General features: G+C 66.9%; 7 protein-coding genes. 2 read left to right on the top strand and 5 right to left on the bottom strand.

What is annotated here, in order from left to right; genetic code table 11:
- Positions 1–97 precede the first annotated feature (97 nt).
- Complete coding sequence (gene betT, locus H2O77_RS14530; protein ID WP_043334330.1) at positions 98–2,137, top strand: choline BCCT transporter BetT; 2,040 nt, start codon at positions 98–100, stop codon at positions 2,135–2,137.
- A 159-nt stretch (positions 2,138–2,296) separates the two neighbouring features.
- On the opposite strand, the gene H2O77_RS14535 is transcribed toward betT, so the two are convergent.
- The 3 genes from H2O77_RS14535 to ptsP are packed head-to-tail and all read right to left on the bottom strand — an operon-like array spanning position 2,297 to position 8,216.
- Positions 2,297–4,084 (bottom strand): PTS fructose-like transporter subunit IIB, encoded by a 1,788-nt coding sequence (locus H2O77_RS14535; protein ID WP_215823402.1) that lies wholly within the window; start codon positions 4,082–4,084, stop codon positions 2,297–2,299.
- The gene (locus H2O77_RS14540; RefSeq protein ID WP_215823403.1) at positions 4,081–5,124 is read right to left on the bottom strand and encodes a 1-phosphofructokinase family hexose kinase; all 1,044 of its coding nucleotides are present in this window, start codon (positions 5,122–5,124) and stop codon (positions 4,081–4,083) included. The genes H2O77_RS14535 and H2O77_RS14540 overlap by 4 nt, the downstream gene beginning before the upstream one ends.
- Positions 5,124–8,216 (bottom strand): phosphoenolpyruvate--protein phosphotransferase, encoded by a 3,093-nt coding sequence (gene ptsP / locus H2O77_RS14545; protein ID WP_215823404.1) that lies wholly within the window; start codon positions 8,214–8,216, stop codon positions 5,124–5,126. Before ptsP ends, H2O77_RS14540 begins: the two co-directional genes overlap by 1 nt.
- A 387-nt stretch (positions 8,217–8,603) precedes the next feature.
- Between ptsP and cra the strand changes: the two genes are divergently transcribed.
- Entirely contained in the window at positions 8,604–9,611 is a 1,008-nt protein-coding gene (gene cra, locus H2O77_RS14550) for a catabolite repressor/activator (RefSeq protein WP_215823405.1), read from the top strand.
- A 73-nt stretch (positions 9,612–9,684) separates the two neighbouring features.
- On the opposite strand, the gene H2O77_RS14555 is transcribed toward cra, so the two are convergent.
- Both H2O77_RS14555 and H2O77_RS14560 read right to left on the bottom strand, forming a co-directional pair.
- Positions 9,685–12,414 (bottom strand): sensor histidine kinase, encoded by a 2,730-nt coding sequence (locus H2O77_RS14555; RefSeq protein ID WP_215823406.1) that lies wholly within the window; start codon positions 12,412–12,414, stop codon positions 9,685–9,687.
- A 51-nt stretch (positions 12,415–12,465) separates the two neighbouring features.
- Complete coding sequence (locus tag H2O77_RS14560) at positions 12,466–13,146, bottom strand: oxidoreductase (protein ID WP_240548627.1); 681 nt, start codon at positions 13,144–13,146, stop codon at positions 12,466–12,468.
- Positions 13,147–13,312: the final 166 nt, after the last annotated feature.

The raw sequence follows: 13,312 nt of genomic DNA on the forward strand, positions 1-13,312 counted from the left end.
GTGTCCGTCTTTTCCTGCACGCCACCCGCAATTTCTGCGGCTGACGGGCAGCTAAGCACCACGCACGAGTGAAACTTCCCCTGATAAGGAGTTGCTCATGCAGAAACCTGCTTCCGCCGAGAACGCCACGCCGTCCTCGAGTCGTATCAACCCGACGGTCTTCTACGGATCGATCATCGGTATCCTCGCCTTCCTGGCCTTCGCGATGCTGTTCACCGAACAGGCCGACGCCTGGATCGGCAGCGCCCTGGGCTGGACCATCGACACCTTCGGCTGGTTCTACATGCTGGCCATCGTCGCCTATCTGGTCTTCGGGGTGCTGATCGCCTGCTCGCGTTTCGGGCGCATTCGCCTCGGGCCGGACGATTCACGCCCGGAATTCTCGCTGCTGTCCTGGTCGGCGATGCTGTTCGCGGCCGGCATCGGCATCGACATCCTGTTCTACTGCATCGCCGAACCGCTGTCCCACTACGTGGCGCCGGTGACCGGTGACCCGCAGACCCAGGCGGCAATCCGCAACGCCATGGTGGAAACCTTCTTCCACTGGGGCCTCTCCGGCTGGGGCATCTACGTGCTCGCCGGCATGTCGCTGGCCTACTTCAGCTACCGCCACCGCCTGCCGCTGGCGATCCGCTCGGCCTTCTACCCGCTGCTCGGCAACCGCATCAATGGCCCGATCGGCAACGCCGTGGACATCTTCGCGATCATCTCCACCGTGTTCGGCATCGCCACCTCGCTGGGCATCGGCGTCATCCAGCTGAATTACGGCCTCAAGTTCATGCTCGGCGTGCCCGAGAACCTCGCCGTCCAGGCCGCGCTGATCATCGGCGTGATGGTACTGGCGACCATTTCCGTGATCACCGGTGTCGAGAAAGGCATCCGCATGCTGTCCGAGTTCAACATGCTGCTGGCCACCGCGCTGCTGATCTTCGTGCTCGCCGTCAGCGACACCTCGCAGCTGCTCAACGCCCTGGTGCTCAACGTCGGTGACTACATCACCCAGTTCACCGCCAAGAGCTTCGATACCTACGCCTACACCCCGGGTACCGATGAGTGGATGAGCGGCTGGACGCTATTCTTCTGGGGCTGGTGGATCGCCTGGACCCCGTTCGTCGGCCTGTTCCTGGCGCGTATCTCGCGTGGTCGTACCATCCGTCAGTTCGTGTTCGGCGCGCTGCTGATTCCGCTGAGCTTCATGATGGTGTGGATGAGCGTGTTCGGTAATTCCGCCATCGACATGGTCGCCAATCAGGACGTCGCGGCACTGGCCACCGAAGCCCTGAACGCACCGCAAAACACCATCTACACCTTCCTGGAGCAGCTGCCCTACTCCACCATCACCACCGCCGTGGTGGCGATTTTGGGTATCGTGTTCTTCGTGACCTCCGCCGACTCCGGCGCCCTGGTACTGGCCAACTTCACCTCCATCCTCAAGGACGTGAACCACGATGCGCCGATCTGGCTGCGCATCTTCTGGTCCGCCATCATCGGCCTGCTGACGCTGGCACTGTTGATGGTCGGGGGACTGAGCGCACTGCAGAGCGCCGTGGTGATCACCGCCGTGCCCTTCTCCATCGTGCTGATCTTCATGATGATCGGCATGTACAAGGCGCTGATGATCGAGGACCGCAAGGAGAACGTGCGTCAGGACAACAGCTGCGTCTACGAAGGCGTCGACTGGCATGAGCGTCTGGACCACGTGCTCGACTTCGCCCAGAGCGGCAGTTCCGAGGCGACTCTCAAGCGCTCCATCCGTCCGGCCCTCAACCAGCTGGCCGAGGAGCTCAATCGTCGCGGTCAGGTCTCGAGCGTCACCGAAGAGACGCTGGAAGATGAGCCGCTGCCGCGCGTGACGCTGGAAGTCGAGTTCGAGGACGCCTCCAACTTCGTCTACCAGGTGCGTGCGGTGCGCCAGCAGACGCCGAGCTTCATCGACGCCAATGATGACTTCTACCTGCGTCTGGAAGTGCACCTCTCCGAAGGTGGCAGCGGTCAGGAGCTCAACGGCCTGTCGCGTGCCCAGGTGCTCGACGAAGTCGTCACCGCCTACCAGCAGCATCTGGCCTTCGTGCGCCACGATACGGTCAACGAAGCCCCGGCGATGCCGGGCGTGATCGGCAAGTCAGAACTGGACTGATCAAAGTTGGACTGATCAGAACTGAACTGACCGAAGCTGGACTGAGCCGTCGCTGAGCGCCTGCGCTCGGCCTGCAATGCAAAAGCCCCCGCCGGGAGACCGGCGGGGGCTTTTTGCGTCTTGCCTTGTGCGTTTGCGGCTTGCGTCCTTGCCTGCGGCTCAGGTCGCGGCAGCGGTCTCGACCTGCTGTGCGCCCTTCTTGATCAGCGCATAGCCAATGCCCGTCACCAGGGTGCCGGCGACGATAGCGCCCAGGTACATCAGCGGCACGTTGATGGCATTGGGAATCAGCAGCACGAACAGCCCGCCGTGCGGCGCCAGCAGCTTGGCGCCTATCAGCATCGACAGTGCACCGGTGACGGCACCGCCGACCATGCAGGCCGGAATCACGCGCAGCGGGTCCTTGGCGGCGAAAGGAATCGCACCCTCGGAGATGAAGCACAGGCCGAGAATGAAGCTGGCCTTGCCCGCCTCACGCTCCGGCTCGGCGAACTTGCTACGCGCGATGAAGCTGGCCAGCCCCATGCCCAGCGCCGGCACCATGCCAGCGGCCATGATGGCCGCCATCGGCGCATAGGTCTCGCTGGCCAGCAGGCCGACACCGAAGGCATAGGCGGCCTTGTTGACCGGGCCACCGAGGTCGAAGCACATCATCGCGCCGAGCAGAATGCCCAGCAGCACGGCATTGGCCGAGCCCATCGATTCGAGGAATTCGGTCAGCGTCGCCATCAGCCCCGCCACCGGCGTGCCGACCACGTAGATCATCACCAGACCGGTGACCATGCTCGCCACCAGCGGGATAATCAGGATCGGCTTGAGCGATTCGATCGACTGCGGCAGCTTGACGAAACGGCTCAGCCCCAGCGCGCTGTAGCCCGCCAGGAAGCCGGCGATGATGCCGCCGAGGAAGCCGGCGTCCAGAGTGGCGGCCAGCCAGCCGCCGATCATGCCCGGCGTGATGCCCGGGCGGTCGGCGATGGAGTAGGCGATATAGCCCGCCAGCACCGGAATCATCAGCTTGAAGGCCGAACCGCCGCCGATCTGCATCAGCGCCGCCGCCAGAGTGCCTTCTTCCTCGAAGGCCTTGATGCCGAACACGAAGGACAGCGCGATCATCAGGCCGCCCGCCACCACCATCGGCAGCATGAAGGACACGCCGGTCAGCAGGTGCTTGTAGGGACCGCGCTTCTCGCCCTTCTGCTGGCTGCCCTGACCGCCCGCGGCGGTGGCGGATTCCACCTCGGCGCCTTCCAGTGCCTGCTCGATGGTATCGCGCGGCTTCTTGAGCGCGGTGCCGGTGGAGGTCCGCCAGACCCGCTTGCCAGCGAAGCGCGTCGGGTCGACCTCGATATCACAGGCCAGGATCACCACCTCGGCCGCGGCGATCTCCTGCTCGGTCAGCGCATCCTGCGCGCCCACCGAGCCCTGGGTCTCGACCCGCGTCGGGTAGCCCAGCGCTCGCCCTGCCTCGCTCAGGGCCTCGGCGGCCATGAAGGTATGCGCCACGCCGGTCGGGCAGGCGGTGACCGCGACGATGGACGGCTTGTGCGCCACGTCTCCACCGGCTGCGCTTGCTGCGCCGCTGGCCGTCGTGCTGACAGTCGCAGCCACGTCGGCGATGTCCTTGGCTTCCAGCACGCGGGCGCGGGCCTCGGCATTGGCCAGGAAGGCAGCGGGGTCCGGCAGCGCCTCTTCGATGGGCGCGACATGCACGCGCTTGCCGACGAAACGGTCGAGACCGGCGCTGGCCATCGGCGACGCCGCGACGATCACCAGTTCGGCGGCGGCGAGCTGGGCATCGCTCAACACGAGTTCACGCTCGAATTGCGAGCGCATGTCGATAAGGGGCTCCCAGTCGCGACGACGGGCGGCCTGCTCCAGGCGGCGCGCCGCCAGGAAGCTGGTCGCCATGCCACTCGGGCAGGCGGTAACGATGATGACATTCATGGGCGTGGCTCTCCGGCTGTCGCGACCTCGGCACTGGCCAATGTCTCGATGCTGGTGTGTTGTTGGAGGGTTTCAAGCTCCGGGGCGGCGGGATTGCCCGGCCCCGGGTGAGTCACGGCCTCGGCGGAAAGCGCCGTGGCATGACGCAGAATTTGTTCACGCATGGCAGCCGTGGGTGTCGGATGGCAGAGCACCCCATGCAGCATGGCGGCCAGCAGGGTATCACCGGCACATACGGTACTGACCACTCGCATGCGCGGCGGGCGTGCCCGCAGTGTCTCGGCGCCGGGGCTTGCCCACAGCACGCCTTCCGGACCGGCAGAGATCAGCGCCTGCTCGATGCCGTGCTCGACCAGACTCGCCAGCGCGCGCTGACGGGCGGCGTCGCTCTCCAGCGGCTCACCCGCCCATAGCGCCAGTTCCTGCTCATTGGGCTTCACGCCGCTGGGCGGCACCGCCAGACCGGCTTCGAGTGCCGTGCCGCTGGTGTCCAGCCAGCAGGCAATGCGGCGGGCACGCACCCGCTGCACCAGGCTTGCCAGCTGCTCGCTGCTGACGCCCGGCGGCAGGCTGCCGGCGATGACGACGGCACAGCGCTCCGGGCTGCCCTCGGCCTGCTGACGATCGATCCACTCATCGATGCGCGCCTCAAGCCGCGTGAAGGCAGCCTCATCGACCTGCATGCCCGCACCGTTGATATCGGTGACACGGCCACTGGCCTCCCCGAGCTTGACGTTGATGCGGGTCGCGCCCGCGACGCGTTCGAAGGCATCACTCAGCCCCCACTCGGCGAAGGCGGCCTCGAAGTCGGCCTGGTTGTCGGCGCCCAGAAAGCCGCTCAGCGTCACCGGATGGCCCAGTGTCGCCAGCACACGGGCGACGTTGATGCCCTTGCCCGCCGCCTCGAGATGGTGGCTGCGCGCCCGGTTGACCTTGCCCGGCACCAGGCTGTCGAGGCCGATGGTCATGTCCAGCGCCGGGTTGAGCGTCACGCACAAAACCGGGCAGTCGGCGGCCTGACGCGTCGTGTTGTCACTCATCACACTGACTCCCGCGGGCTATATCCATTACTGTCCGGATTACTGGCCGCACTACTGTCCGGATTACTGGCCGCATTACTGTCCGCATCACCGTCCGCATGACTGTCCGCAGCGCCTGAGGTGACCTCGGCAACCGAAGGCTCGCCTTGCTCGAGCAGCGCTTCCAGAGCACTGCGCACGTCTTCCGAGGTCGGCTGGGCCAACGCGACCCGCGCCTGCTCACGCGCCGTGGCCAGGTCCAGCTCGCGCACCCGCGCCTTGACCAGCGGAATCTGGCGGCTGGACACCGACAGCTCATCCACGCCCAGCCCGACCAGCACGCCGACGGCCTGGTCATCACTGGCCAGCTCACCGCAGACGCCGACCCAGGCACCGTGGGCGTGGGCGGCACTGACGGTCATCTCGATCAGGCGCAACACCGCCGGATGCAGGCCATCGGCCTGCGCCGAGAGCGTCGCATGGCCACGATCGATCGCCAGGGTGTACTGGGTCAGGTCATTGGTGCCCACCGAGAAGAAGTCGACTTCCGGCGCGATGCTGGCAGCAGTCAGCGCCGCCGAGGGGATCTCGATCATCACGCCGACCTGCACGTCGCGCACCGGCGGCTGGCCATGTTCGGCCGCGTAGGCGGCGTCCAGCTCACCACGCACGCGATCGACGATGGCACGCGCGCCGCGCAGTTCGGCCAGGTCCTTGACCATCGGGAACATCAGGCGAATCGGCCGCGCACCGGCGGCCGTCAGCAGCGCCCGCACCTGGGTCTCGAGCACTTCCGGGCGCGTCAGGGCGAGGCGAATGCCGCGCAGGCCGAGGAAGGGGTTGTCCTCACGCGGCAGCGGCCAGTACGGCAGCGGCTTGTCGCCGCCGACGTCCAGCGTGCGTGCCACCAGCGGCCGCCCCTCGAGCGCATCCAGCGCCTCGCCGTACTGGGCGGTCTGGGTGGCAAGATCCGGCGCCTGCGGGTGCGCCATGAACACGAATTCGGTACGCAGCAGGCCGACGCCCTCGGCACCGCGCTCGACGGCGTCGCCGGCATGGGCGGTGTTGCCCAGATTGGCGACCACCTCGACATGATGGCCATCCAGGGTCGTGGCGGGTGCCATGCGCGACTCCCAGGCGGCGGCCTGACGCTGCTCATGGCCGGCGATCGCCTCTTCGGCACGCGCACGGCGACTGGCCGAGGGCATCACGCTGACGCGTCCCCGTTCACCATCGACGATCAGCTCGCTGCCATCGGCGATCGCCAGCACGCTCGGGCCAGCCCCGACCACCGCCGGAATGCCCAGCGAGCGCGCCAGAATCGCGCTGTGCGAGGTCGCCCCACCCAGCGCCGTGACCAGGCCACGCACGCGAGTGGTATCCAGACGTGCCACATCCGACGGGCCGATGTCCTCGGTCACCAGCACATGCGGTGTCTCGGGGGCGCTGGGCAGCGGCGTATCGGTCAGCACGCCGAGCACCCGCCGCCCGACATCGCGCAGGTCGGCGGCGCGTTCGGCCAGCAGGCGATCGGCGAGGTTCTCCTGGGCGCTGGCGGCGCTGTCGATGGCCGACCACCACGCCGCTTCGGCGCTGTGGCCTTCATCGAGGCTTTCGCGCGCCGCGGCGAACAGCTCCGGATCGCCGAGCATCTCCTCATGCATCGAGAGAATCTCGGCCATCTCGGCGCCTTCGGCGCGATTGACCAGCGCCAGCAACTGCTCGCGCGCGGTCTGGATACTGGCCACCAGGCGCTCAGCCTCACGATCGGCGCCGGCATCGCTGCGTGTCTCGTAGACGAAGCGCGGCAGGCGCATCACCCAGCACGGCGCGATGGCCATGCCCGGCGAGGCGGCCACCGCAGGCACCACGCTGTCGGCGGCGGGAGCAGCCTGCTGGGTGTCGCGGGAGGCTTGCTGCTCGCTGGCCTCCAGCGGCGTGGCGGCGTCGGCGCGCCAATCGGCCAGCGGCTCCACCGCCTCGCCGAGACCGGCCTGCACCGCGCTCACCATCATGCTCAGTGCCGCCTGATTGGCCGCCGAGTCATCTCCGGAGGCGCTGAAAATCAACGTCTGGCCGCGGCGTGCGCCCAGCCCCAATACCTTGGTCAGACTGGCGGCACTGACCACACCGCTGTCATCGCCTTCCAGTCGCAACGCCGGAATGACGCCATGCTGCTCGCCGGCTTCGCGCGCCGCCTGTACCAGCTGCTTGGCCGGACGCGCATGCAGGCCGTGGGCGTTGAGCAACACTACCTGGGCCAGCTGCGCCGTGGCGGACTCCCCCGACAGCCGCGCCAGCAGGGCGCTGGCCGACAGCCCCGGCAGGCTTTCGCCCGCGCCCTCTTCCAACAGCGTCAGCAGGCGCTCCAGCAACGGCTGATGCTGGCCCTGCTGAGCATCGACTGCCAGGCAGGCCAGCGCAGTGATGCGTCCGTGGCGCGTTTCCAGTGCCTTCTCCGGCGTGACGATGGCCAGCGCCGAGCGGGTGACATCCTGCTGCGACTGCGCCAGCCACACGCCCTGCCCCAGCGCCACCGGTTGGGCGGCGAGCATGGCCGAGATGAAGCCATCACTGACACAGCCGGCCTGACGCAGGCGCGCGGCCCCCGCCAGCACCAGCTCGTCACGATCACGCGCGGGGAAGCCGCACAGCAGCGTCTCGGCATCCAGGCGCGGCGGCACCACCTCGCGGCCCAGCTCGCTCAGCACTTCCTCGGCGGTGGTCGCCGAGGCCAGGCGCTCACTGACGCCATCGCGATCGAGCACACGCGTCAGCGCGCGCAGGATGTCGAGATGCTCATCGGACTGTGCCGCGATGGTCACCAGCAGGAAGACGCGATTGCCGTCGTGCCACTCCACGCCCTGCGGAAACTGCAGGACACGCACCCCGGTGGCCAATACGGCCTCGCGGCTGTCCGGCGTGCCGTGGGGAATCGCGATCCCCTGCCCCAGGTAGGTGGAAGACTGGGCTTCGCGCGCCAGCAGGCCCTCACGGTAGTCGGGCGTGGCGCGCCCACCGGCGACCAGGGCATCGGCGGCCTGTTGCAAGGCATCGCGCCAGTCACTGGCATGGGCGGCGAGAAGGATGTCCTCGCGATCAAGACTGAGCATGGCTGGCTCCTTGAGGCTCCCTTCTGGTGAGGAGCCTGGATGTTGGCGGTGCGCTGCAAGCGTGTATTTCAGCTGCCGCGACACGTCACTTGGCGAGTTCCGACAGGGTAGCGGCGTCATGGCTTGATGACGAGCATGCTGAATCGTGTCACCTCAATAGAGCTCATGCTGGCCGTTTTCTTGCGCCCGATCAAGCGAACACAAACCGAAAACGTGCTTCTGGTGACTAGACATTGGGCGTAGAGCCGCCTGTGGCGCGGGCTCGAGAGGCGTCTAGCGGAGCGTGCCCGGCGCAGAGAGGATTTGCACCCGAGCCAACAAGTGCGCATCATTCCTCGCACATGGAGCACGCAGATCCCGTTCCCCCTTTCCAGCAAGGACAGTGGCATGACCCTGGCAGAAATCGCGCGTCTTGCAGGCGTTTCACGCACCACCGCCAGTTATGTGGTCAATGGGCAGGCACAGGCACGACGTATCAGCCCCCAGACGGTCGAGCGCGTCATGGCGGTGGTACAACGTCATCACTATCGGATCGATGCCCAGGCAGCCGCGCTGAGGCGTGGTGAAAGCCGCACGCTGGGCTTCATGCTGCCGGACCTGGAGAACGCCAGTTATGCCCGCCTGGCCAAGTTGCTGGAGCGCGGGGCGCGTGAGCGCGACTATCAGCTGTTCATCGTCTGCTCCGACGATGAGCCGGAAACCGAGCGCGAGCTGGCACGCATGCTCAAGGCGCGGCGGGTCGATGCGCTGATCACCGCCAGCTGCCTGTCCCCCGATGACCCCTTCTACCGCGAACTGGCGCTGGATGGCTTCCCGGTCATCGGTGTCGATCGCGCGCTGGATACGCGCCACTTCGCCAGCGTGGTCAGCAACAATGAAGATGCCGCCCGCCAGCTGACCGAAGCCGTGCTGGAACACGCGCCGCAGCGACTGCTGTGGCTGGATGCCTTGCCGGAGATCGATATCACGCAGGCGCGCGCCAGCGGCATGCAGGCGGCGCTGACGCACTATCAGCAGCGCACCGGCAGCAGCGAGCTTGAGGCCACCACCCTGCATGCCGCGCGTTACGAGCGCGAGGCCGGCGCGGCGGCGTTGACCGAGCATCTCCGCCATTCACCGCTGCCGGACGCCATCGTCACCGCTTCCTACACCCTGATGGATGGCGTGCTCGATGTGCTGTTCGCCGAGGGGCCGCCGGCCAATCCGCCCAAGGCGATGGCCAGCTTCGGCGACGACCGCCTGCTCGACTTCCTGCCGCTGCCGATCCATTCACTGCCCCAGCGTCACCAGCAGATCGCCGATGCGACGCTGACGCTGGCGCTGCAGGGCATTCAGGGCCAGACCACGCCCGGCGTGACGCTGGTGGAACGCGAACTGCGCCGCCGCCAGCACTGAGGTGATGTCTGAGGTGATGTGCCTGTCCGAAGGCGGCTTTGCTGAAGCCAAACTGTGCTGGCGCCAGGCTGTGCTAGCGCCAGGCTTGACCGGCATCGTGGGCGATGCGGTGATCACGAATCTCGGCCAGCAGCGCCGCCACCGCGGCCTCGATGCGGGTGCGCGGCGTGTCGGATGCCAGCAGCAGCTCCAGCTGCAGGGCGGCATCACGCAGCAGGTCATGATCCAGGGTGGCGGCGCTGCCCTTGAGCAGATGGGCTTCATGCTGCAGCTGCTTCAGGTCCATATGATCCACCGCCCGCGACAGGCGCTGGGACTGCTGTTCTAGCTGCTCCTCGAAGGCCGCCTCGAGGGCCGCGATGCTGTCGGCATCCAGCTCATCCCGCAGCGCAGGCGTCGCGGCCTGTGCAAGCTCCGCCGCTGAGCCGCCAGATGTCCACGCCTCCCCTGTGTTCATGCGCGTGTGCCCCCCATCTGCCCCTTCCCGTTCGCTCTCGTCCTCGCCCGCATACTCACGCCGCTCAACGCGATCAGCCGCCGACGGCTCACTGACCTTGTCTGCTTCAGCTTCAGTCTCAGCTTCAGCCTCGCCCTCAGTGGCACGCGCCTGGGCCTCATGGATCATGCGACGCCGCGCAGCGGGGGAATCGAGTGATGCCACCAATGACGCCGCACGCGCGAGTGCCTCACCGGTTACCGGCGGTGCCTCGAAGTGGGGCGGTCGCTCGGTGGTAGGGGAATAGCTGATCGGGTCGAAGGGCTGGGTGCTGGCGAGGGCATTGACGCGCCATTCGCCGAGGTCCTGGCTGCCCGACTGCCAGCGCGCCAGCATGCTGGCGAGCTGCTGACGCCGGATCGGCTTGGACAGGAAGTCGTTCATGCCCGCCGAGAGGCAGCGCGCACGCTCCCCCGCCGCCACATTGGCCGTCATCGCGACGATAAGGCTCGGCGCACGCCTGTCACTGTGCTCCATGGCGCGCCAACGCCGCGCCACCGCAAAGCCATCCAGTCCCGGCATGCGCAGGTCGAGCAGCACCAGCACCGTATCGCGCTGGCGCGCATACCACGCCAGCGCCGCCTCGCCACTGTCGACCGTCGTCACCGTGTAGCCCAGGCCACTGAGCATGGAGTGGGCCACTTCGCGATTGATGTGATTGTCGTCGACCACCAGGACATGCTCGCCACGGCTGAGCGGCAGGGGCGCGGAGGTGAAGGCCGGTCGCTTGAGCGCCGCGGCGCGTGGCAGCGGCAGCTCGAACCAGAAGCAGGCGCCCTTGCCCGGGCGTTGCTTGAGGCCCAGTCGCCCGCCCATCAACTCGACCAGCCGCCGCGAGATCGAAAGCCCGAGTCCGGTACCGCCGAAGCGGCGCGCGGTGGAGGCATCGCCCTGGGTAAAGGGCTCGAACAGCTGGGCGGCCTGTTCTTCACTGACTCCGATGCCGGTGTCATCGACCTCGAAGCGCACGCGCCCAGCCGGCAATGCCTCGACCAGCAGACAGACACGCCCCTGCTCGGTGAACTTGAAGGCATTGGAGAGCAGATTAAGCAACACCTGACGCAGACGCACCGAATCGCCCATGACCTGCTCGGGCAGCTGGGCGGAGCGGCGGTCATCGAAGACGATGCGCGTGCTGTCCATCTGCGGCAGCAGCAGGTCGATCACGCCATCGATGGCCGTGTGCAGTTCGAAGGGGCGTCGTTCGACGCTGAGCTTGCCGGCCTCGATCTTGGAGAAGTCGAGGACATCATCCACCAGCCCCATCAGCACTTCGCCGCTATCGCGCAGACTGCTGGCATAGCGATGCGCACTGCTCTGCAGCGGTTCGGCCAGCAACAGCTCACTCATGCCGATCACACCATTGAGCGGGGTGCGAATCTCGTGGCTCATGGTGGCCAGAAACTCGGACTTGGCGCGACTGGCCTGTTCGGCCCGCGCCGCCTCGTGCTTGAGAGCCGACGACATCGCCAGCATCTGCAGGCGGGCCTGTTCACGCCCGCGGGCCTGCAGCCAGACCTGACGGCAGACCATCAAGGTGGCCAGCAGCATCAGCGCCAGCAGCAGCAACATCAGCTGCACCAGGCTGTCGCGGCTCTGACGCTCGTGGGCCAGCTCCTCGGCCAGGCGTGCGCGTACCCGCAACAACAGCGTCTGGGTGGTATCGCCCAGTGCATCACTCAGCTTCTGGAACTCCGCCGCCTCGCGACCCTCGGGCCCCAGCACCTGGGAGCTCTGTGCAGCGTCATCTACTGAAGCGTCGTCAGCCTGGGCGCCCTGCACCGGGCCCGTGCCCTCGAACACCGGGCCATGCCGCCACTTTTCCAGCCGCAGATCGAGATACTCGATCTGGCTCATCAACTCATCGGCCAGCAGCGGCACGGCCGGCAGGGTCATCAGGTGGCGCTGGAAATCCCCCCGCCGGAAGATATAGGTGCGGCTGTAGAGCAGCTCGTAATTCTGCAGCACCTCATTCCAGATGCTGGCACGATCGGCTGGCCCGCCGACGCGATAGCGCGCTATCGAGGAGGAAAGGCTGACCGCCTCGCGATCCAGCTTGTAGATCGACCAGACGGCGTCGTCGCGGGTGCGGTCTTCCAGACTGACCTGGTTGTGCAGGATGGTGCCGCCGATGCCGATGGAGGCCAGCAGACACAGGATGCTGATCGCCATGCCCAGCCACAGCGGCCAGCGTGCGGGGGAATTGCCGCTTCCGCCCACACCCGACGCGGCAATGCCCTGATCAGCAAGGGACTGATCAGCAGCGGTGCCTGAAAGCGGGGATCTTTCATCCGGCGACTGATTCACTGCATGACTCCATGTCATCTTGCGCCTGAGGGGTCAGGCGCCAGCCCTCGCTCACTCCAGCGTCAGCCCGGTGACCTGCCAGACACTGCGAAAGCGTACCTGCTCATTGAGCAATTCCGGATGAGCATCGAAGGGATACAGCACGAACAAGGGCCCGAGGTCACGCACCGGCATGCGCTCGCCGTCGCGTCGCGTCGCCAGCAGGACATCGAAGTCCTCGATGTCGCTGAGGGGAATCTCGGCCACGAAGTCATTCAAGGCCCGCACCTTGAGCCCCCTGGCATCTTCAGACACACGCGCCACCAGCTCGCGCAGTAGCGGGCCGGAGAAGCTGACACGTCCCTGGGTCCAGGGGGTGTGGGTGGCCACCACGCGCGACGGCATGGCTTCGAGCATCGCCAGATCAAAACGCGCCCGCGGTGCCTGCAGGGAACCGGCATTGCCACAGCTGACAGCGCCCTCGACCGTCAACACCACCGGCCCGCTGGGTGCGGGCAGGCAGTCATTGGCCGCCAGCACGTGGCGCTCGCCTGTCGCCAGCGGCGCCTCGGCGGCCAGGGCCGCAGGGCTGAAGAGGCTCGCTGACAGGCTTGTTGCCAAGGTCGCGGCCAGGCTCGCTGTCACACTTGCGGCCAGGGCGATCTTGCGCCAGATGGAGCTGCGCGAGCCGTGCCCGCGATTGACTGGCCTGGACAGCGGACTCACGAGGCGCTTCGCCGATGGATCATTCATGCCGGTTTCCCATGCTATTGTGCGAACGCCATGTGCATTCAAGGGCCCAACTTTACGCTAGCTCGCGCATGCTTTGCGAGCCTGCGAACCTCGCGCCACGACGAGTTGTCACACTCAACGCACGGAGCCACTCATACGCGCAAGCCCACGCCTGCGCCCATGGCTG

Source organism: Cobetia sp. 4B (genome assembly GCF_018831605.1).
Taxonomy (GTDB): Bacteria; Pseudomonadota; Gammaproteobacteria; order Pseudomonadales; family Halomonadaceae; genus Cobetia; species Cobetia amphilecti.

Coding starts and splice junctions, on each gene's coding strand:
- cra (WP_215823405.1), top strand. CDS start 8,604: ATGACCCTGGCAGAAATCGCGCGTCTTGCAGGCGTTTCACGCACCACC.
- ptsP (WP_215823404.1), bottom strand. CDS start 8,216: ATGCTCAGTCTTGATCGCGAGGACATCCTTCTCGCCGCCCATGCCAGT.
- H2O77_RS14560 (WP_240548627.1), bottom strand. CDS start 13,146: ATGAATGATCCATCGGCGAAGCGCCTCGTGAGTCCGCTGTCCAGGCCA.
- H2O77_RS14535 (WP_215823402.1), bottom strand. CDS start 4,084: ATGAATGTCATCATCGTTACCGCCTGCCCGAGTGGCATGGCGACCAGC.
- H2O77_RS14540 (WP_215823403.1), bottom strand. CDS start 5,124: ATGAGTGACAACACGACGCGTCAGGCCGCCGACTGCCCGGTTTTGTGC.
- betT (WP_043334330.1), top strand. CDS start 98: ATGCAGAAACCTGCTTCCGCCGAGAACGCCACGCCGTCCTCGAGTCGT.